Annotated in this window: 16 protein-coding genes; 5 read left to right on the top strand and 11 right to left on the bottom strand. The window is 61.6% G+C overall.

The window, feature by feature from the left end; all coding sequences use genetic code 11:
* Nucleotides 1-56: 56 nt before the first annotated feature.
* Nucleotides 57-1,640 carry a bifunctional metallophosphatase/5'-nucleotidase gene (locus tag ACXAG8_RS03895; protein ID WP_475222290.1) on the top strand — a complete coding sequence of 528 codons (1,584 nt, stop codon included), beginning with the start codon at nt 57-59 and terminating at the stop codon, nt 1,638-1,640.
* Between the two features lie 66 nt (nt 1,641-1,706).
* Here ACXAG8_RS03895 and ACXAG8_RS03890 read toward each other — a convergent pair whose 3' ends face one another.
* Nucleotides 1,707-3,359, bottom strand: coding sequence for a tetratricopeptide repeat-containing sulfotransferase family protein (locus ACXAG8_RS03890; protein WP_475222288.1), 1,653 nt, complete (start codon nt 3,357-3,359; stop codon nt 1,707-1,709).
* Between the two features lie 55 nt (nt 3,360-3,414).
* Here ACXAG8_RS03890 and ACXAG8_RS03885 point away from each other — a divergent pair, with 55 nt between their 5' ends.
* Together ACXAG8_RS03885 and mnmH are read left to right on the top strand one after the other, a co-directional pair.
* Nucleotides 3,415-4,083 carry an SOS response-associated peptidase gene (locus ACXAG8_RS03885; RefSeq protein WP_475222286.1) on the top strand — a complete coding sequence of 223 codons (669 nt, stop codon included), beginning with the start codon at nt 3,415-3,417 and terminating at the stop codon, nt 4,081-4,083.
* 44 nt (nt 4,084-4,127) lie between these two features.
* On the top strand, nt 4,128-5,180 hold the full coding sequence (mnmH, locus tag ACXAG8_RS03880) for a tRNA 2-selenouridine(34) synthase MnmH (RefSeq protein WP_475222284.1): 1,053 nt from the start codon (nt 4,128-4,130) through the stop codon (nt 5,178-5,180).
* Here mnmH and selD read toward each other — a convergent pair.
* From selD to ACXAG8_RS03845, 7 genes are read right to left on the bottom strand one after another with little or no spacing between them, the layout of a single operon-like run.
* Entirely contained in the window at nt 5,171-7,330 is a 2,160-nt protein-coding gene (gene selD / locus ACXAG8_RS03875) for a selenide, water dikinase SelD (protein ID WP_475222282.1), read from the bottom strand. The two genes, mnmH and selD, sit on opposite strands and share 10 nt — an antisense overlap.
* Nucleotides 7,331-7,335: 5 nt before the next feature.
* A complete protein-coding gene (locus ACXAG8_RS03870; protein ID WP_475222280.1) occupies nt 7,336-7,722 on the bottom strand; it encodes a Na+/H+ antiporter subunit G in 387 nt (128 codons plus the stop codon).
* Between the two features lie 7 nt (nt 7,723-7,729).
* The gene (locus ACXAG8_RS03865) at nt 7,730-7,999 is read right to left on the bottom strand and encodes a K+/H+ antiporter subunit F (RefSeq protein WP_475222279.1); all 270 of its coding nucleotides are present in this window, start codon (nt 7,997-7,999) and stop codon (nt 7,730-7,732) included.
* Nucleotides 7,996-8,493, bottom strand: a complete 498-nt coding sequence (locus tag ACXAG8_RS03860) for a Na+/H+ antiporter subunit E (protein ID WP_475222277.1) — start codon at nt 8,491-8,493, stop codon at nt 7,996-7,998. Before ACXAG8_RS03860 ends, ACXAG8_RS03865 begins: the two co-directional genes overlap by 4 nt.
* Entirely contained in the window at nt 8,493-10,037 is a 1,545-nt protein-coding gene (locus ACXAG8_RS03855) for a monovalent cation/H+ antiporter subunit D (protein ID WP_475222275.1), read from the bottom strand. Before ACXAG8_RS03855 ends, ACXAG8_RS03860 begins: the two co-directional genes overlap by 1 nt.
* Nucleotides 10,034-10,393, bottom strand: coding sequence for a Na+/H+ antiporter subunit C (locus tag ACXAG8_RS03850; RefSeq protein WP_475222273.1), 360 nt, complete (start codon nt 10,391-10,393; stop codon nt 10,034-10,036). The genes ACXAG8_RS03855 and ACXAG8_RS03850 overlap by 4 nt, the downstream gene beginning before the upstream one ends.
* The gene (locus tag ACXAG8_RS03845) at nt 10,393-13,263 is read right to left on the bottom strand and encodes a monovalent cation/H+ antiporter subunit A (protein WP_475222270.1); all 2,871 of its coding nucleotides are present in this window, start codon (nt 13,261-13,263) and stop codon (nt 10,393-10,395) included. Before ACXAG8_RS03845 ends, ACXAG8_RS03850 begins: the two co-directional genes overlap by 1 nt.
* A gap of 209 nt (nt 13,264-13,472) precedes the next feature.
* Between ACXAG8_RS03845 and ACXAG8_RS03840 the strand changes: the two genes are divergently transcribed.
* Nucleotides 13,473-13,946: a rhodanese-like domain-containing protein gene (locus tag ACXAG8_RS03840; protein WP_475222268.1), complete on the top strand. Its 474-nt coding sequence runs from the start codon at nt 13,473-13,475 to the stop codon at nt 13,944-13,946.
* Nucleotides 13,943-14,761: a CE1 family esterase gene (locus ACXAG8_RS03835; protein WP_475222266.1), complete on the top strand. Its 819-nt coding sequence runs from the start codon at nt 13,943-13,945 to the stop codon at nt 14,759-14,761. Before ACXAG8_RS03840 ends, ACXAG8_RS03835 begins: the two co-directional genes overlap by 4 nt.
* On the opposite strand, the gene mdoH is transcribed toward ACXAG8_RS03835, so the two are convergent.
* The 3 genes from mdoH to ACXAG8_RS03820 are packed head-to-tail and all read right to left on the bottom strand — an operon-like array spanning nt 14,762 to nt 19,346.
* Complete coding sequence (gene mdoH, locus ACXAG8_RS03830) at nt 14,762-16,633, bottom strand: glucans biosynthesis glucosyltransferase MdoH (protein WP_475222265.1); 1,872 nt, start codon at nt 16,631-16,633, stop codon at nt 14,762-14,764.
* The gene (locus ACXAG8_RS03825; protein WP_475222263.1) at nt 16,630-18,132 is read right to left on the bottom strand and encodes an OpgD/OpgG family glucan biosynthesis protein; all 1,503 of its coding nucleotides are present in this window, start codon (nt 18,130-18,132) and stop codon (nt 16,630-16,632) included. Before ACXAG8_RS03825 ends, mdoH begins: the two co-directional genes overlap by 4 nt.
* Nucleotides 18,129-19,346, bottom strand: coding sequence for an OpgC family protein (locus ACXAG8_RS03820; RefSeq protein ID WP_475222262.1), 1,218 nt, complete (start codon nt 19,344-19,346; stop codon nt 18,129-18,131). Before ACXAG8_RS03820 ends, ACXAG8_RS03825 begins: the two co-directional genes overlap by 4 nt.
* Nucleotides 19,347-19,367 lie beyond the last annotated feature (21 nt).

Raw genomic sequence — 19,367 nt, 5'->3', positions numbered from 1 at the left:
GACTCTTGGCGAAACACGTCGCACGATCTGCGCAATAAACCACAGGGAGTTTCAAAATGTTCACCCGGTTCCTGGCATCTGCTGCCATATTGGGCCTGACCGCAGGTATGGCGGCTGCCGAATACAAACTGACCATTCTTCACACGAACGATATCCACAGCCGGATCGAATCGATCAACAAATACGATTCGACCTGTGACGCCGAGGGCGAAGCAGAAGGGAAGTGTTTCGGCGGTGTTGCGCGGATCAAGACGATGGTCGATGCAAGGCGCGATGCCCTTGCAGATCAGAACGTCCTGCTGGTTGACGCAGGTGACCCGTTCCAGGGGTCCTTGTTCTATACCACCTACAAAGGGGCCGCCGAGGCCGAGTTCATGGAAGGCATCGGGTATGATGTCATGGCCGTGGGCAACCATGAATTCGACGACGGGCCGCAAGGTCTGGCGGCGTTTGTCGACACTGTCAGCTTTCCGGTCATTTCGGGCAACCTGGACCTGAGCACCTCGGCCGAGCTTAAGGACAAGGTGAAAGACCATGTCGTTCTGGACGTCGGCGGGCAGAAGATCGGGATCATCTCGGCCCTGGCGACCGACACGGTCGACACGTCCAGCCCCGGCAAGGACGTTGTGTTTCAGGATGAAATCGACAGCCTGTCGGCGGACGCCGCCGCGCTCAAGGATGAGGGCGTCAATATCATCATCGCCCTGACCCATGTGGGCCTGGCCAAGGACCTGGAAATTGCCGAAAAGGTGCCGGGTCTGGACCTGGTCATTGGCGGGCATTCCCACACCTTGCTGTCGAACACACAGGAAAAGGCCGCGGGCCCGTATCCGACCATGGTTGGCGACGTGCCGGTTGTTCAGGCCTATGCCTACTCAAAGTTCCTGGGCGAGATCACGCTGACCTTTGACGACGACGGCAACCTGATTTCTGCAGAAGGCGAGCCGATCCTGCTGGACGCCTCGGTCACGCCCGACGCTGCGTTTTCTGCGCGTGTCGCGGAAATGGGTGCGCCGATTGAAGAGATGAAACAGCGTGTCGTCGCCAGTTCGGCCGACGTCATCGTAGGTGACCGGGATGTCTGCCGGGTTCAGGAATGCGCGATGGGCAACCTTGTGGCCGATGCCATGCTGGCCCGTGTAGCCGATCAGGGTATCCAACTGGCCATCGCCAATTCGGGCGGGCTGCGCGCCTCGATCGATTCCGGCGAGGTGACGATGGGCGAGGTTCTGACGGTCCTGCCGTTCCAGAACACCCTGTCCACCTTTGAAATCAGCGGGCAAGGCGTCATTGACGCGCTGGAAAACGGCGTCAGCCAGGTGGAAGAGGTCAAAGGCCGCTTTCCGCAGGTTGCCGGCATGACCTTTACATGGGACCCCTCGGTTGCGCCGAATGAAGGCCGGATTGTCGAGGTGATGGTCGCCGACGGTGACGGATTTGTTCCCATTGATCCCGCTGCGACCTACCTGGTGGTGACCAACAACTATGTTCGCAATGGCGGCGACGGCTACAAGATGTTCGAAGGCGATGACAAGAATGCCTATGACTATGGCCCTGACCTGGCCGATGTCACGGCGGAATACCTGGCCGAGAACGCGCCGTATTCGCCCTATGTGGATGGGCGCATCAAACAGAAATAACCCGGCGACGGGCAAAAAGGAAAAGGCCGCATGCAGCATGCGGCCTTTTTTCGTGGCTGACCCGCGTCAGTCGAAATCGTATTCCGGCCAAAGGGCCGGATCGAACCCGTTCAGCATCGGCTGGATATGCCCGGCCACCGTGCGCCAGCCGCCAATCGACTTGGTCGAGATCTTTTTGCGGACCTGGTCGATACTGGCCGTCCGCACCTGCTTGGTGTTTTTCTCGGGGTGCATCATCGTTTCGTTCCAGTCGATCCCGCAGAAAGCCGCGACCTGCTGGCTGTAGGTTTTCGGGTCCGCAACCAGGTCTTCGTACGAGACCGTCAGAATGCGGTCTGCGCAGACAGCGTTCCAATGCGTCATGTACCGGCGGTACAGGTTGGCCGAATGGGCAATCGCGTCGAGGTTGGAGGCATAGCGCATCCCCCCCGCAGGGAAACGGCGAATCCATTTGGACAAGCCAACATCGCGCGGGTCGCGCATCATGTTGACGATCCGGGCATTCGGGAAAGCCGCCAGCAAATATCCGACACGTTGGTAGTTATGCGGCATCTTGTCGACGAACGCGATGGAATCGGACGGGACCGGCGGCATCTTCTCGCGGAATTCCCGTGCGAATTTCGCGGCTTCTACGGCATCAAATTCTTTGCCATCGTCAGAATATTCACGGGACAAGTCTGCCCCCAGCGTCAGCTCTCCGCATCCTGCAATATTCGGCGAAGAACTCAGCATCATCTCCATCAACGTCGTGCCAGAGCGCGGTTGCCCAATCACGAAGATCGGTTTTGGCCCCTCGGTCAGGCCAGCATCGGGCAGCGGGGTGCCTTGCGGGAACTGGGCGCAAATGCGGGCCAGCTTTTCCTCTTCTTCGTTGACATCATAGGGGTTCGTTTCGTGCTGAACCGCGTTGGCGCGCAGAAACTGCGGCAAGGCGGCATCCAGCCCATCAATCCTTGAGATCAGTTGCGCCTTGGCAAATTCAAGCTCAGAGTTCGGGTGCTCTTTCCCGGCAATGGCGGCGTTGACCGCGTCCATCAGTGCGGGCGCTTTGTCCTTGCCGATCATGGATGACATCTGGAACAGGGCCTGCGGATGGTCCGGGTGGTTTTCCAGGATGTTCCACAAGATCGTGGCGCATCCCTCTTTGTCGCCACCCTGATGCAGGTTCACCGCCTTGCGGAACGCAATGCTGGCATCGCCGGGGTTCAAGTCGTAAGCGCGCGAGATATCGCGAGTGTTTTCCGCCACAAACCCGATGCGCCCATAGGCCCGCGCGCGCGAGGACAGCAGTTCCGCGTTGTCGGGGTCTTTTTCCAGCTTGAACGAGGTGTATTCGATGATCGAGCGCCAGTTCTGGCCCGCATTCTGAATCTCGGAAATGACGCGCGCCAGTTCCTTGTTGCCGGGGAACTTCTCGGCCTTTTGCTCGGCATAGGTCAGCGCCTGCGCGATTTGGCCGGTCTGCATCAGGGCATTGGCCAGGTTTTCGACGAATTGCGGGTCTTCGGGTTTCATCCGCGACGCTTCGACGAAAAAGGGGATCGATTTTCTGTATTGCTTCATCTCGGTCAGGACAAAGCCCGCGATAGCCTGAAAATCCGGGTCCTTGGGGAATTTCTTGGCGCCCAGTTGTGCTTTTTTCAGCGCCTGGGGCAGCTTGCCTGCCTCAAGAAAACCGACCGCTTTGCCTTTCAGGGAACTTGCTGTTTGATTTGCCATGTGACCGCGTGAGAACCTGTGCCTGTACGAAACGATTATCGATGGTTCATTACCCATGTGTGGACGGTTTGCAACAACTCTTCCCAGCGACGCCATGGCGCAGCTGTTTGCTGCGCGTCCGGCAAATGACCTTCCGGTGGTGCCGAATTTCAATATTTGCCCGACGAACCAGGTCCATGTGGTGCGATCTGCGGGCGGTAGCCGCCGGTTGGACGCGTTGCGGTGGGGGTTTCTGCCGCATTGGTACAAGAACATGAATGCCGGGCCCTTGCTGATAAATGCGCGCGCCGAGACACTTGCCGAAAAACCTGCCTTTCGCGCGGCCTGCCGCGAGCGGCGCTGTCTGATCGTTGCGACCGGGTTCTACGAATGGACCAAGACGGATACGGGCGAGCGGCTGCCGTGGTATATCAGCCGGTCAGACGGCGCGCCGATTGCCTTTGCGGGCGTCTGGCAGGATTGGGGCGCGGACGAGATGCAGCAGGGCACCTGCGCCATTGTCACCACACCGGCGAACACACATCTAAGCGCCATCCACAGCCGGATGCCGCTGATCATCGAACCGGGTGACTGGCCCTTGTGGCTGGGTGAGGCGGGCAAGGGGGCCGCTCAGCTGATGCAGCCGGCGGCCGAAGATGTGCTGCGTTTTCACCGCGTCGGGCGCGCGGTAAACTCGAACCGGGCAAGCGGTGCTGCGTTGATAGCGCCGCTTGAGGCCGGATAGGGCCAGGGCTGGTCCATGTGCAGATCAAAGATGGGATCGCGGAAATGAAACTGAACTTTTCCTCTCTGCCAGAGCTTTACGCCCATGAATTTGACACGGTGATCGACGTGCGCAGCCCTGCGGAATTCGCCGAGGACCATTTCCCCGGTGCGATCAATCTGCCGGTTCTGGACAATGAAGAACGCGCGCGGGTCGGCACGATTTATGTCCAGCAAAGCCCGTTTCTGGCGCGCAAGCTGGGCGCGGCCCTGGTGTTTCGGAACGCGGCCAATCACATTGAAAACAGCCTCAGCCATCACGAGGGCGGGTGGCGCCCCCTGGTCTATTGCTGGCGCGGCGGGCAGCGGTCGGGGTCTTTCACGTGGATGCTTCAGCAGATCGGCTGGCGGGCCACAGTCGTCGATGGCGGGTATCGCACCTATCGCCGATTGGTGAACCGGTTTCTGTATGAAGATCCGTTACCGCACCGTCTGGTGGCGTTGGACGGGAATACAGGAACGGCCAAGACCGCGCTTTTGGCGCGGCTTCGGGATCGCGGGGCTCAGGTTCTGGATCTTGAGGGGCTGGCCAATCACCGGGGCTCGTTGCTGGGCGAAATGCCAGGTGGCCAGCCCAGCCAGAAAGCATTCGAATCTGCCCTTGCGGCACGGCTGTGCGCGCTTGACCCCCTGCGCCCTGTATTGGTCGAGGCGGAATCGTCCAGAATCGGAACCCTGAACCTGCCGCCTGCCATCTGGTCGGCCATGTGTGCCGCCCCGCGCATTCAGGTCACGGCGACGATCGAGGCGCGATCCAGGTTTCTTGTTGAGGCTTATGACGACATCCTGTCCGATTCCGACCGGTTGCGGGACCGTCTGTCGCCCCTGCGGTTTCACCGGGGCCACGCGGTCGTCGATGGCTGGCTGTCACTGATAGAGGCGGGCGACAAGCTGGGGCTGACGCGTGCCTTGATGGAGCAGCATTACGACCCCGCCTATGCCAAGGTTCGACGCGGACGGCCACGACAAATCATCGCTGAAATCCCGATGCCTGATCTGGACGCCCAAGGGTTGGATAACGCCGCGGCCCGGATCCACGCGGCGCTTGGTCAATTCTGAAGCCGCAGTTCTGATCCGTCGGTCAGGTACCCGATGACGGCGGCGGTATAGCCCGCGTCCAGCAACGCGGAACAGGCATCGCCCGCCTGATCCGGCGCGATGGCGGCCAAAAGGCCACCGGCGGTTTGAGGGTCGAACAAAAGATCGGCTGCGCCGCCTGCTGCCAGATGCGGCGCAAGGGCAAGATTGTCCTCGAAAATCGTCGAACGCATTCCCGCCGCGCTCAACTCGGCGGCGCCTTCCATCAGCGGGATCGCCTCAAGGTTCAGGCGCGCGCCACACCCCGAGGCCGCGCACAGGCCCTGCAGGTGCCCGGCCAGGCCAAAACCGGTAACATCCGTCATCGCATTGGCATTGCGCAGGATGCGCGACGCCTCGGCCTGTGGCTGGCTCATCAAGCGATACGCCTGTTCAATCCAGGCGCCCTTTGCGCGACCGGCCATCTCGGCCGCCATCAGCACGCCCGAGCCCAGCGGTTTGGTCAGAACAAGAGCATCGCCGGGCTCGCCGCCGGACAGGGTAATCGGCGCGGTTTCGCAAAGGCCGGTCAGTGAAAACCCGATCGTCATCTCGTCGCCGACCGAGCTGTGGCCGCCGACGATGTCCGCCCCGGCGGCGCGCATGACCTCGTTGGCGGTTGTCATGATCTCGGTCAGTGTGCGGCGTTGCAGTGGCGCAGAAAGGCGCGGCAGAATGATTGTGGCCGTTGCCGCCTGAGGTGCCGCGCCCATCGCCCAGATATCGCCCAATGCGTGGACCGCCGCGATCCGGGTCATCTGCACCGGGTCAAGCGTAAAGCCGCGCAGGTGGTCCGAGGTCATGACCTGCCGAACGCCCCCGGTTGTCAACAGGGCGGCATCATCGCCGGGCAGGGGGGTGATGTCGGTACGGACAGGGGCAGGCAGGTGCGCCAGCGCGGATTGCAAGGCATCGCGCCCGACCTTGGCCCCGCAGCCGCCACACATGGGTTTGGGCCCCAGCGCCTCGGCCAATCCGGCGGCATGATACCGTGGAACGGGCGAGGGGGGCATTTGCGGCAGGTTGCGAAACCTGTCCATAAAGCCCTGGTCGATGCGATCCTTCCATGTCCACATGAGCGGCCCGCTGAACGATCTTCCCATCCGTTCCGCCAGCGCCGATTTGCGCCCCAGCGAGACAAGCTTCAGGTAATCCTTTTGCGGCGCGTAACGCCGCATCTTTCCAGCCCCGAGCGCGGCGCGCAGGTTGGCGAACAGGATCGGGGCTTCACGCACCGCATAGACGCCCGCCTTGGGGCGCGGATTGTCGGTCAGGTGGGCGCAGTCCCCCGCGGCAAAGATCGCAGGGGTGCTGGATTGCAGGTAGGCGTTCACCCGGATAAAGCCGTCTTGCAGGTCAAGGCTGGTCTTGGCGATCCAGTCATAAGGACGCGCGCCCGCCGCGCCGGTGACGAAATCGGCGGGGATCTGGCGCCCGTCATCCAGTTCCACGCCCCTTTGGGTGATCCGTTTCAACGGGGCGTCTTCGACCAGATCAATGCCCAGTTCGGCCATGGCTTTACGTATCTTGGACGCCGCGCGCGGGCTGGTCGCAGACAGGGCCGTCCCCTTGTCGATCAGCGTGACCTGCGTGTCGCGTCCGCGGGTGCGCAAGGCGTGCGCCATGGCCATGGCCAGTTCGGCACCCGCGATGCCTCCGCCGATGACCGCAATGGCGGCGGGGCCGGTCCGCGCCAGATAGGTTTCCCACCTGGCCGCAAAGGCGCCCAGCGGTTTGGCCGGGACGGCGTGATCTGCAAAGCCGGGAATGGCAGGCATGTCCGACGTGATCCCCACATTGACCGAGGCGATATCGAACGCCACGGGCAAATGGCCGGTCACATGGACCAGTTGCGCCTTTGGGTCGATTGCATCGACAGCCCCCAGGATGATGCGCGCACCGGCAAACCGGGCCAGCCGCACCAGATCGATATCAAGCTGCGCCCGCGTGTAATGGCCTGCAACAAAGCCCGGCAACATGCCTGAATAGGGCGCCGTGGGGCCCGGGTTGATCACGGTCACCCGCGCCCCGGCCAGCGGCGCCATCCCCCATTTGCGCAGCACAAGCGCATGCGTGTGCCCCCCGCCGATCAGAACCAGGTCGCGGGTCAGGGGAAGCGGCGCATTTTGCATCTGTGTCAGTTCGCAGTGTGATCGGGGACGTCTTCAACCTGTTCGACCGCGTGCGTCGCCCACAGCTCGTCTTCGCCCGCATCCGGTAGGTCCTGCGGTTTTTCATGACGGTGAATGTGCCATTTGGCAATGAACAGTGCCGTGATCGGGGCCGTGAGGAACAGGAACAGCGTGATCAGCAGTTCGTGCAGAGACAGGTGATGTTCAATCAGGACCGAGTGGCAGATCGAGGCCAGCAATACACCGCCAACCCCCAGCGTCGTCGCCTTGGTGGGCGCGTGCAGCCGGGACATGGGGTCCTTAAGCTTGATCATGCCGAAAGAGCCCACAAACCCGAAGATCCCCGAAATGATCAGGAAAAAGGCGATAAGAATTTCGAAAGCAAACGTCATCCCGGCCTCACTCGATGATATTGCCGCGTAGCATGAAGCGCGCATAGGCCACGGTCGAGACAAAGCCGAGCATCGCGATAATCATGGCGGCCTCAAAGAAGATTTCGGTTTCGACCGCCAGCCCGTACAGGATCATCAATGCGATTGTGTTGATGACCATCGTATCCAGGGCCAGAACACGGGTTCCGACCCCTTCGGCAGAGATGATACGCCACAGGCACATCATGATGGCGGCTCCGAAACAGGCGAAGGCGAAATAGACTGCGTAGTCGATCATTCGAATATCTCCTTCAGGCGGCGTTCATAGCGGTGTTTGATCTGGTCACGAACCGCATCGGGGTCCTCGGCATCAAGGCAATGGACCAGGAGGTTATGCCCCTGGGCGGACAGGTCGCAGCTGACCGTTCCGGGGGTCATCGTGATCGTGCCCGCCAGAACGGTAATGGCCTCGGGGGTGCGCAGCTCCAGCGGGATGCAGACCCAGTTGGGGTGGCGATCCGCGTCCCGCTTGAACAGGATAATCCGGGCAACCGTGATATTGGCGATCACGATATCCCACAGGACGACCAGGATGTATTCGACCACCATGGGCCAGTTGCGCAGCTTGGGACGGTCGGGCCAATAGGGTTGCGTGATGAACGGTATGATGATGCCCAGAAGCAGGCCAAACACCAGCGAGTTGAGCGACAGTTTGTTGGCCAGCAACATCCAGACAAGCGTCAGAAGCAGGGTCAATTGCGGGTGCGGGAATATTCTGCGCAGCAATCTCATTAGCTTTCCCTTCCCAATACGGCCGAAATGTACTGTTGCGGTTCAAACAGTTGTTCGGCGGTTTTGGTCGTATAATCCAGCGCCGGACCCGCAAACAGGGTCAGCAGAACCAGCCCCAGCACCAGGCCAAATACCGAGGTGAAGGCCAGGCCGGGCATCGGCTCGGGGGCGGGCAGGAACTCGACCTCTTCGTCGTTTTCCGGGTCCATCTCGGTGTTGTGCTGCGCGTCGTGGCTTTTCCAAAAGACCAGCGACCCCGCCCGCGCCAGCCCGACGATGGTGACGAACGACCCGATCAGGACCACGGCCCAGACCGCATTGGCCCACTCCGTTTCGCGGGCCGCATCCAGCACCAGCAGCTTGCCGACGAACCCCGAAAGCGGCGGCATGCCCGCCATGGCGATCGCCCCGACAAAGAACAGGGCCGAGATCAACCCGCTTTGTGCCATCGGTGGTCGCGGTGCAAGGGCGCCGCCCCGGCGTTCCATCACCAGGTCGGCCACAAGGAACAAAAGCGCCGTCGCCAGCGTGGAATGATAGATATAGTACAGCGCGGCGGCGGTGGCGGTCGGCGTGAACATCGAGATCGCAATCAGCAGTGTCCCCATCGACGCGATGGCACAAAACGCCACCATCCGCGCGATATGCTGCGCCCCAAGGATACCGATTGTCCCGACCGCCAGTGTCAGCAACGCCGCCGGTTGCAGCCAAGTGCCGACAAGGCCCTGGGTCGCCTCGACCTCGGGACCGAAACCCAGCGTATACATCCGCAGGATCGAGTAGGCGCCGACCTTTGTCATGATCGCAAACAGGGCAGCCACCGGCAGCGGCGCATTGGCATAGCTGGCAGGCAGCCAGAAATGCAGCGGCAGGACGGCCGCCTTGATGCAAAAGACCAGCAACAGCAGGACGGTACCCACCCGCAACAGCGCGGTATCCCCGGCCGGAAGCTCGGCCACGCGGACAGCGATATCGGCCATGTTCAGCGTGCCAGTCACCGCATAGATCGTGCCAAGGGCGAACAGGAACAGCGTTGATCCAAGCAGGTTATAGGTGACGTATTGCACACCCGCCTTCAGCCGCACCGCGCCGCCGCCATGGGTCATCAGACCGTAGGAGGCGATCAGCAGCACCTCGAAGAACACAAACAGGTTGAACGCGTCGCCGGTCAGGAACGCTCCGCAAACGCCCATGAGCTGAAAGTGAAACAGCGCATGGAAATGCTTGCCCCGGTCGTCCCATCCCGATGCGATGGCATAAAGAACGATGGGCAGCGCCAGCAGGGCCGTCAGCAAAACCATCATCGCCGCCATCCGATCCAGCACAAGGACGATGCCGAAGGGCGCGGGCCAGTTTCCAAGCTCGTAGACCTGGATATCTCCGCCCGATGCCTGCGCGGTTATGGTCAGCGCAATGCCAAGCAGCCCGACAACCCCGGCCACCGAGAAAATACGCTGAAGGTCCAGGTGATAGCGCAGCACCATGATGATGAACGGGGCCAGGATCGCGGGCAGGACGATCGGCGCAACGATCCAGTGGTTCATGCGTCTTCTCCAGGTGCGTCGACGCTGTCATGTGCCGTCATGTCGATATGGTCATCCTTTGACGACAGATAGGCCGAAAGCGCGATCATCACGATCACCGCCGTCATCCCAAAGGAAATCACGATGGCCGTCAGGACCAGCGCCTGTGGCAACGGGTCGGTATAGGGCACGTCTTCGTATTTGTTCAGAACCGCCGGTGCGTTCAGTGCCAGACGCCCCGTGGCGAACAGAAATACATTGACCGCATATGTCAGCAGGGACAGGCCGAGGATGACCGGAAAGGTCCGCCGGCGCAGGATCAGGAAAATTCCCGCCGCGGTCAGCACGCCCACGGCAGAGGCAACCAGTGCTTCCATCAGAGCTGCTCCTTTTCTTGGTCTTCTTCCGGGGGGGCATCCCGTAACGGGTTGATGTCCATCGGGAATTCTTGCGCCATTCCCGGCTGCCAGGCAAAGCGCGACAGGCTGTCCAGCGCCAGCATCACCGCGCCGAGAACCGCCAGGAAAACGCCGGTATCAAACAGCATGGCAGTGGCCCATTCGAACTCTTCCAGCGGGGGCCAGGTGATATAGCCGAAATCGCTGGTCAGGAAGGGGCGCTCGTTGAACCAGGCGCCCAGGCCCGTGGCCGCCGCGATCAGCACGCCCCAGCCGATGGTGCCGTGGTAATAGAAACGCTGCCGCTCGATCGCCCAGGTATAGCCGCTGGCCATGTATTGCATCAGGAACGCGATGGCGACGACAAGCCCTGCGATGAACCCGCCGCCGGGCTGGTTATGGCCGCGGAAAAAGATATAGGCCCCGACCATCAGCGCAATCGGCATCATCACCCGGGTTACCACGACCATCATCAGCGGATGCGAATCCCCTGACTGCGGCCAGTGCGGTTTTCGGTTCAACAGGTAGCCCCGGACATTCGTGCCCAGGACGGCTTCGGTCAGTGCAAAGATGATCAGCGCGGCAATGCCCAGCACGATGATTTCGCCAAATGTATCAAAGCCCCTGAAATCAACCAGGATCACGTTGACGACATTGGTGCCGCCGCCGCCCTTGTACGAATTGGCAAGGTGGAAATCCGAGATGGTCGGAAAGGCGAAATCCCGCAGCATGAGCGCATAGATCAGGCCTCCGGCTCCGGCCCCGGCAATCACGGAAATCGCCGCGTCCCGCCAGCGCCGCGGTGCGCTGCTGTCCCAGGGCGTGTCGGTGGGAAGAAAGTTCAGCGACAACAGCAGCAGGATCATCGTGACCACTTCGACCGAGATCTGTGTCAGCGCCAGGTCCGGGGCCGATAGATAGTTGAACGCCATCGATACGATCAGGCCAACGACGCCGATCAGGACCAGCGACAAAAGCCTGTTGCGGTGGAACCACATGATCGCCAGCGTCGCCCCGACCAGGCACAGCCACCCGATGATCGGAATGGTTGGTGCCGGCAAGGGAACCCGTGTCTCGATCCCGATTGTTCCGGTCGAATAGGCGTAATACCCAAGCCCGACGGTGAACGCGATCAGGATGATCGCATAGCGACTGATAACGCCGTTATGCATCTGGTCGGTGACAAAACGGCTCAGCAACGTCAACGCCCGGATCACGGCATCAAAGATCGTCTTGGCCTCGGGGCGGGGCAGCTTGTTCCAAATCGCCTCGGCGCGCGGGTGTTGCGACAGCAGGAACAGCCCGCCAAGCGTTGCGATGGCGGACATGTAGAGCGCAGGCGTGAACCCATGCCACAGTTTGAGCGAGTAATAGGGCAGTTTTCCCCCGCCGATCACGGCATCCGTGACAACGGCCACCAGCGGCCCGACCATTGCGCTTGAATTCAGCCCGATCAGGACCACAAGCACGACCAGAAAGGCCGGGGCCAGCCACAGGCCCACCGGGGGGTCATGCGGATGCGCAGGATAGTCGTCGCGGGCGGGGCCGAGAAAGACATGGGAAACGAAACGGAACGAGTAGGCCGCCGAAAACAGCGCTGCCAGCAAGGCCAGCCCCGGAACCAGGTAATGCGAGTCCAGCCAGCTTGTGTGCACGGTCTCTTCCAGCATCATTTCCTTGGACAGAAACCCGTTCAGCGGCGGCAAGCCCGCCATCGACAGCGCGGCAATGACGCCAATCGTGCAGGTGATGGGCATCAGGTGGCGCAGGCCGCCAAGGCGCTTGATGTCGCGGGTGTGTGTTTCGTGATCGATGATCCCGGCCGTCATGAACAAGGCGGCCTTGAAGGTCGCGTGGTTGATGATGTGGAATATGGCCGCCACGACCGCGATCTTGGTGCCAAACCCCAGCAACATCGTCACCAGCCCCAGGTGGGAAACGGTGGAAAACGCCAACAGCGCCTTGAGGTCATCCTTGAACAGGGCGATCACCGCTCCGACCAGCATCGTGACCAGCCCGGTGGTCGCCACGATATAGAACCACGCGTCGGTGCCCGCCAGCACCGGCCACATGCGCGCCATCAGGAACAGCCCTGCCTTTACCATGGTTGCCGAATGCAAATAGGCGGAGACCGGGGTCGGCGCGGCCATGGCGTGCGGTAGCCAGAAATGGAACGGAAACTGCGCCGATTTGGTGAAACATCCCAGCAGGATCAGGATCAGAGCGGGCAGGTAATAGGGCGAGGCCTGTATCGCCTCGCGGTTTTGCAAGATCACGCTCAGGTCGTAAGACCCGACGATATTTCCAAGGATCAGCATGCCCGCGATCATCGCCAAACCGCCCGATCCGGTGACCGCCAGCGCCATGCGCGCGCCCTGCCGCCCTTCGGGCAGGTGCTTCCAATAGCCGATCAACAGGAATGAACTTAGCGACGTGAGTTCCCAGAAAATAAGCAAAAGCAGTATGTTGTCGCTTAGGACGATCCCAACCATCGCGCCCTGAAACAGCAGCAGATAGGAATAGAACTGCCCCATCGGGTCTTCGCGCGACAGGTAGAAACGCGCATACAGGATGATCAGCAACCCGATGCCCAGGATAAGCCCGGCAAACAGGAACCCAAGACCGTCCAGCATGAAATTCGCGTTCAACCCCAGCGACGGGATCCAGTCGAACCGGGCGGTGATGACCTCGCCGCGCATGACCGCTGGCAGATGGATCAACAGCCCGGCCAGCGCAAGAAAACTGGTCAATGCGGCGGCTGAAGCCGCGGCGTTCCGACCGGCCCGGATCAGCAGCGCGGGGAAAATAGCTCCGAGAAAGGGAAGGGCCGCGATAAGGAATAGGGACAAGTGCGATACTCCGGTCTGGGCGGTCAGGGTGAGCTTGATTTTGTAAGGATAATTTCCCGACTGTCCAGCGATTGCGGTTATTTTGCGATTTCCCCGTCGGCCTCAGTCGGCAGGTGCGATGACGCGAACTTGATCATCATGGGCGTTGAAGAGCGGGAAAAGCACAACAGCCTATGGTACCAAGCGGCGACGGCGAAGGAGGTCTCTTGATGGCGCAAAACAGGCTGTTCAGCCGGCGCAACGTGGTGATTGGCGGCATGGCGGCAACCGGTGCTGCGGTGGCAATCCGGCAGTACCGCCTGATCCCCCCGGACTATGCGGGCGACCGGCTGAGCGTCGCCGAAGCCTACCATATGGCCCAGGACGGCAGTCTGCTGCTGGTCGATATCCGTACCCCGCGCGAGTGGCGGGCAACGGGGGTGGGGGCGGGCGCCCATCCAATTGACATGCGCCGCGAAGATTTTGAGCAAAAGATACAAAGCCTGGCGCAAGGGGACCGTTCGGCCCGGATCGCGTTGATCTGCGCGCGCGGTGTCCGGTCTGCCCGCATGAGCAATGCGCTGTCCGCCGCCGGGTTTACAAATATTGTTGATGTCCCCGAGGGGATGCTTGGCTCGGCAGCAGGTCCGGGATGGGTTAGAACGGGATTGCCCGTTCAGCGATATGACGAGGGGACAGGATGACAATGAAATATGGGCTGGCCCTGGCGGCGGCGCTGTCAGCACAGACCGCTCTGGCCGAATGTGGCGGCGCGGAGGCGCGGTGCGAAGTCTCGGATGGCGGGTATTTCATGGAATTGCCGCTTGCATCCAATCCGCCGCTGGTCGTGTTTCTGCACGGCTATGGGGGCAGCGGCACGGGAACCATGCGGAACCGGTCGATGGTCGAGCCGCTGCTGGCACGCGGTTATGCGGTCATGGCGCCCGAAGGGGCAATCAGGAACGGGCGCAAAAGCTGGAACTTTTACCCCGGATGGGACGGGCGTGACGAGGCCGCATTTCTAGCCGACGCCGTGCGGGATGCCGCAACCCGATTTGACATAGACCCCGCGCAGGTGGTCTTGGGCGGGTTTTCCGCAGGCGGGTTCATGGTGAACTATCTTGCCTGTGCGCAGCCCGACAGCTTTTCAGCCTACGCGCCCGTCTCAGGCGGGTTCTGGCAACCGCATCCGGACGCCTGCAACGGGCCGGTGCGCCTGCTGCACACGCATGGCTGGACCGATACAGTGGTGCCATTGGAGGGCAGGTTCCTGGGCGGGGGGCAGTATCAGCAGGGTGACATTTTCGCAGGGCTTGAGATTTGGCGCAGGGCCAATGGCTGTGCCGAAAACCGTCCCGACAGCTTTGGCCGGATTGACGACAGGTTCATGACCCGCCGCTGGACGGGGTGCACCGATGACAGCGCGCTTGAATTTGCGCTGTTTCCAGGCGGGCACACCGTTCCCGAAGGCTGGGCTGACATGATGGTGGATTGGTACGAAGGCTTGCCCGGCGGATGACTATTCCGCCGGGGTCAGGGTGGTCTTGCCTTCAGTCAGTCGCCTGAGCTCGTCCCGGTGGCGGCGGGCCGAGCGGGTTATCGCAGGTTCCTGAAAGTCTTCGCGCATTCCGACAAGGCGCCGCGCGGGGCCTGCCGAGACGCCGCTGAGCGCCGACAGGGGCACGGCCAGCGCCAGGCTGATGGCAATCGGGGCCAGCCAGACCGAAACCAGCCCCGCCAGGATGCCCGCACCCAGGGCGATACCGCTGATGGTTTCCAGCAGATGGCACATAATCAGCGTCCTAAGGTCATAGGACCCGCCGTCACGGGCCTGCGGAGACCACCCTTTCTGAATGCCAAAGGCGGTGCGTAGAACCGCGATCATCTGCTGCACCATCAGGATCGGTGCATAGAGGATGGACAGGATGACCTCGAACAGGAACGAGGTGAAAAAGCGCCGCGATCCGCCGAAATCCGAGTAGCGGACACCGCTCAGCGGCAGGGCGGCAACGCCCAGGATCTTGGGCGCCAGCAACATGGCATACATGACCAGGATGATCATGACATGGCGCGTTTCGCTCATGTCAGGCCATTGTGGGAACAAGGGGTTGTCGGGGCTGAAATAATGCAGGACCGAGGCATCCTTGCCTTGCCCGATCAGGGCCCACATGACCAAAAGTGCGAACCACAGGGGCGACATCAGGTAACCGACCGCGCCGTGGAACATGTGAAACCGGGATACCGCGCGAAACCCCGTGGACCCCAAAAGCTTGAGGTGTTGCAGGTTGCCCTGACACCAGCGGCGGTCGCGCATGGCGTGGTCGATCAATGTCGGCGGGGTTTCTTCGTAAGACCCCCGAATACGCGGAAGAAAACGAACCCCCCATCCCGCGCGGCGCAGCAGACCGGCCTCGACAAAGTCGTGGCTCATGATCAGTTTGGGCGTTCCCGACAGGCCACGCACCTTGGGCAACCCGGCGCAGGTCGCAAAGGCAGCCGTGCGGATGATCGCATTATGCCCCCAGTAATTCCCTTCTTGACCGCACCAGCGGGCCAGACCTTCGGCGAAGGCAATTCCGTAGACGCCGTTGGCGAATTGCTGCATCCGTGCAAAGACCGATTGCGCGCCGATCAGTTGCGGATAGCTTTGGATAAGGCCCGCCCCCTTGTCGCGCGCCAGCGCGTCGGTCAGGCGCGCAATGGCACGACCCGTCATAAGGCTGTCAGCGTCCAGGACAAGCATCGCGTCCCAATCCCCGCCCCAGCGGCTGACCCAGTCGGCAATATTGCCAACCTTGCGGTCCGTATTCTGTTCGCGGCGGCGATAATACAGCTCTAGCCCGGGGGCGAGCGTGGTGCGCAAAGCCTCGACGCTGGCCTGTTCCTGTGCCGCGATTTCCGGGTCGCGCGTGTCGGACAGGATGAACATCGCGTAATGGTGCTGCCCGCCACGGGCATTCAGCTCTTCGAGCATCGTGCGGGCGTTGCCCAGCACGAACCAGGGCACTTCGTTATAGACCGGCGTCAGCAGCGCCACGCGCAGCGGTTCCGGGCGCGAAGGGCGTTTGGGCTGCGCCTGCTGGGACAGGGAAACCATGCCCAGCAACACGGTGCAGACGGTGAAGGATATCCAGAAGAAATTGAACGAGATCAGGGCGAGCAAGACGCCTTCGACCAGGTTGATCCCGGCGGCCCCGAACCAGTCCGTCATGATCCACAACAACCCGATAGTGGCCGCCATGGCCGGCGAAAAGGCAAGGGCGCGCCAAAAGCCCGACCGGGGCGCGCCATGTTGCGACGGCGCCTGCGCGTCGCGAAACCCCGCGCGGAAATCCTGCGCAGGCATGTTCAGCGGCGCCTCGGGCGGCATGATATGCAGGTCTCGGGTCATGCGGTCCAACGATACAGCCACACTTCCGAGGCGGGCTGTTTGTCCTTGAGCAGTTGCGCGCGAAGCTCGACATGGTCGCGTTCGCCGGGTTCAAAGGAAAACGCAAGGCGCAGACCGCCGGTATCCGGGTTGCGCTGCAACACACCGTCCGAGGTGACGGCATGCGGGGAATCCACGAAAACGGTCATGGCCTCGGGGTCTTCGAACAGGTCGCTTTCCTCGAAGTCGATGACCGCCAGCCGGCCTTCGCCAAAAGTGTTTTCGCCCATGGCCGAGTTGATAACGCGCGGCATCGGTGTCCTTTGCGGTTCCTCGCCCCAGATCAGGCGATAGGACAGGTCGACGCGGCTGCCGGCCGGATAGGGGTCCATCGGGCGCCAATAGGCAACGATATTGTCGTAAATCTCCTGGTCGGCGGGGATTTCGACAAGTGTAACCGTTCCTTTGCCCCAATCGCCATTGGGTTCGACCCAAAGGCCGGGGCGCTTGTGGTAATTCGCCTCAAGATCGGCATAGTCCGAAAACGCGCGCTTGCGCTGCAACAGGCCAAAGCCGCGCGGGTTGGTGTCGACAAAGGATGAAATCTGCAGGCGGGTCGGGTTTGACAAGGGCCGCCACAGGACCTCGCCCGCGCCATTGCGGATCAGCAGGCCGTCGCTGTCATGCACGGCGGGGCGGAAATCATCGAACCGGCTGTGGTTGGTCTGATCGAACAGGAACATCGAGGTGCCCGGTGCGATGCCCACATGGGTCAGGTCCTCTCGCGGGAACAGGGTGGCTTCGATCTCCATCTCGCAATCGGCCCCGGCGGTTACGTTGAACCGATAGGCCCCGGTCACGCTGGGGCTGTCCATCAGGGCATGCACAACCATGTTGCGCTGTCCGGGTTCCGGGCGTTCCAGCCAGAACCGAATGAACTCGGGGAATTCTTCGCCATCCGGGTCGCCGGTCTTCAGTGCAAGACCCCGCGCGGACAGGCCGTAAACCTCGTGCAGGCCAATGGCGCGGAAATAGCTGGCACCTTGCCACACGCAGAACTCGTCGGTCTTGCCGGGGCGGTGCATCTCGGTGCGCAGGCGCAATCCCGAAAAGCCCAGCGTGTCGTCCACCGGCAGGTCAGGCACATCGTCGGACTTGTCGAACATGGACAGATCAAACGCAAAGGGCGTGGCCATCCCGTTCTCGACGGTCGAGACCTGAACGGTGCGCGGGAAGTACAGGCCCGGTGTAAAGAAATCAACGTTGAACGGCGTTTCGGTCTCGAACCACAGCGCCCGGTCCAGCCGGAACCGGATCGACCGGTATTGCTGATAGGTCAGGTCCTGCCATTCCTGCGGGACCATGGCGCGGTCCTCGAAGGGGCGGCTGGCCAGATCGCGGGCCAGATCGACAACGTGGGCGCGGTCGAACGGGACGCCTCCGGCGGCGGCGGCAAATGTTGCCGGGGCCAGGAACAGGGCCGATGTCGAGGCCAGAAATGCGCGGCGCGAAAAATTCATTTCTTAAATTTCCAGGGATGTGACTTGAACCAGGCGGCCAGATAGGCCACGCCGATGATCATGGCAAAGCCAATCATGTTGGCGACAAGCACAGTGGCAAAATCCCGCCCAAGCTGGTCCAGGAAAACGCCGATAAGTCGCGCAGCAGCCATGGAAAATACGAAAACCGCAAGCGATTGCTGACCAACCTTGGTGATCAGTTTCAGAACCGTTTGCCAGATTCGGGCTGCGGTGCCGTGGCCGGTCGCAATCAGGCGATGCCCATGTTCGCCAGCGGCCACCCAGCCCAGATAGGCCAGCGACAGAAAGTGGATGTACCGGAACAGGCCGAAATCTGTCTTGTCCCGCAACTCGGCGGTCAGGGGCCACATCTTTCGGATTGCCGCAGACAGATCCGGCGCCGCGGCCTGAACCCACAGAAACACCTTCCACGATCCGAACGGTGCGGACAGGACAAGAAACAGGATGGCCGCCCAGATCAGGGTGTTTGAAACCGGAGGCGCCGGAATCCACCCGCGCATGAAGGCGAAACCGGTAAAGAACAGCAACTGCCAGCCAAACGGGTTGAAAAACCACTGCCGGTCCGACCAGGGCTCGGCCGGCAGGGCCAGGGCTCCGGTCTGGGCCACCAGCCAGACAAGGACCGAGGTGGTCGCCACGGCCCAGAACCCGACCCGCGACAAGGCCATGAATAATGGCATCATCGCCAGCACGACAAGGTACATCGGCAGAATGTCGAAATAGTTCGGAACGTAGCTCAGCGTGAACATCCCCACCATCTGGGGCATGGGATCGTCAAAGAAATGCTGCAGGTTCAGGGATGAGATATAGCTTTTCTCGAACAGACCGGACAGGTCCAGTGCGGCCATGGTCATGGCCACAAAGAAGAACAGGCCGATATGCGCCCAATACACCTGCCAGATGCGAAACAGGACCCGCGCCGTACCCAGCAACCAACCCTTGCGCAGAAAGGCACCACCAAAGGCTATGGCCGATGCCATGCCCGAACAGAACACGAAAATCTCGGTCGCGTCGGAAAATCCGAACCGGGCCGGTATCCACCGGGCCCAGGGGTCGTTTGGGATATGGGCGATCAGAATGATGAACATCGCGATTCCGCGATAGAAATCCAGCCGCGGATCGCGGGCCCGCACCGGCGCTGCGGTACTTGCCGCAACGGGTGCAAAATCAGAACTGGGCGAAACTGTCGCCATCGTCGTGTCTGTCCTTCTTGG

This window comes from Ruegeria sp. ABD4_443, from assembly GCF_056160865.1.
Note: the sequence above shows the minus strand (reverse complement) of the source record. Positions and strands in the feature narration are given on the sequence as shown.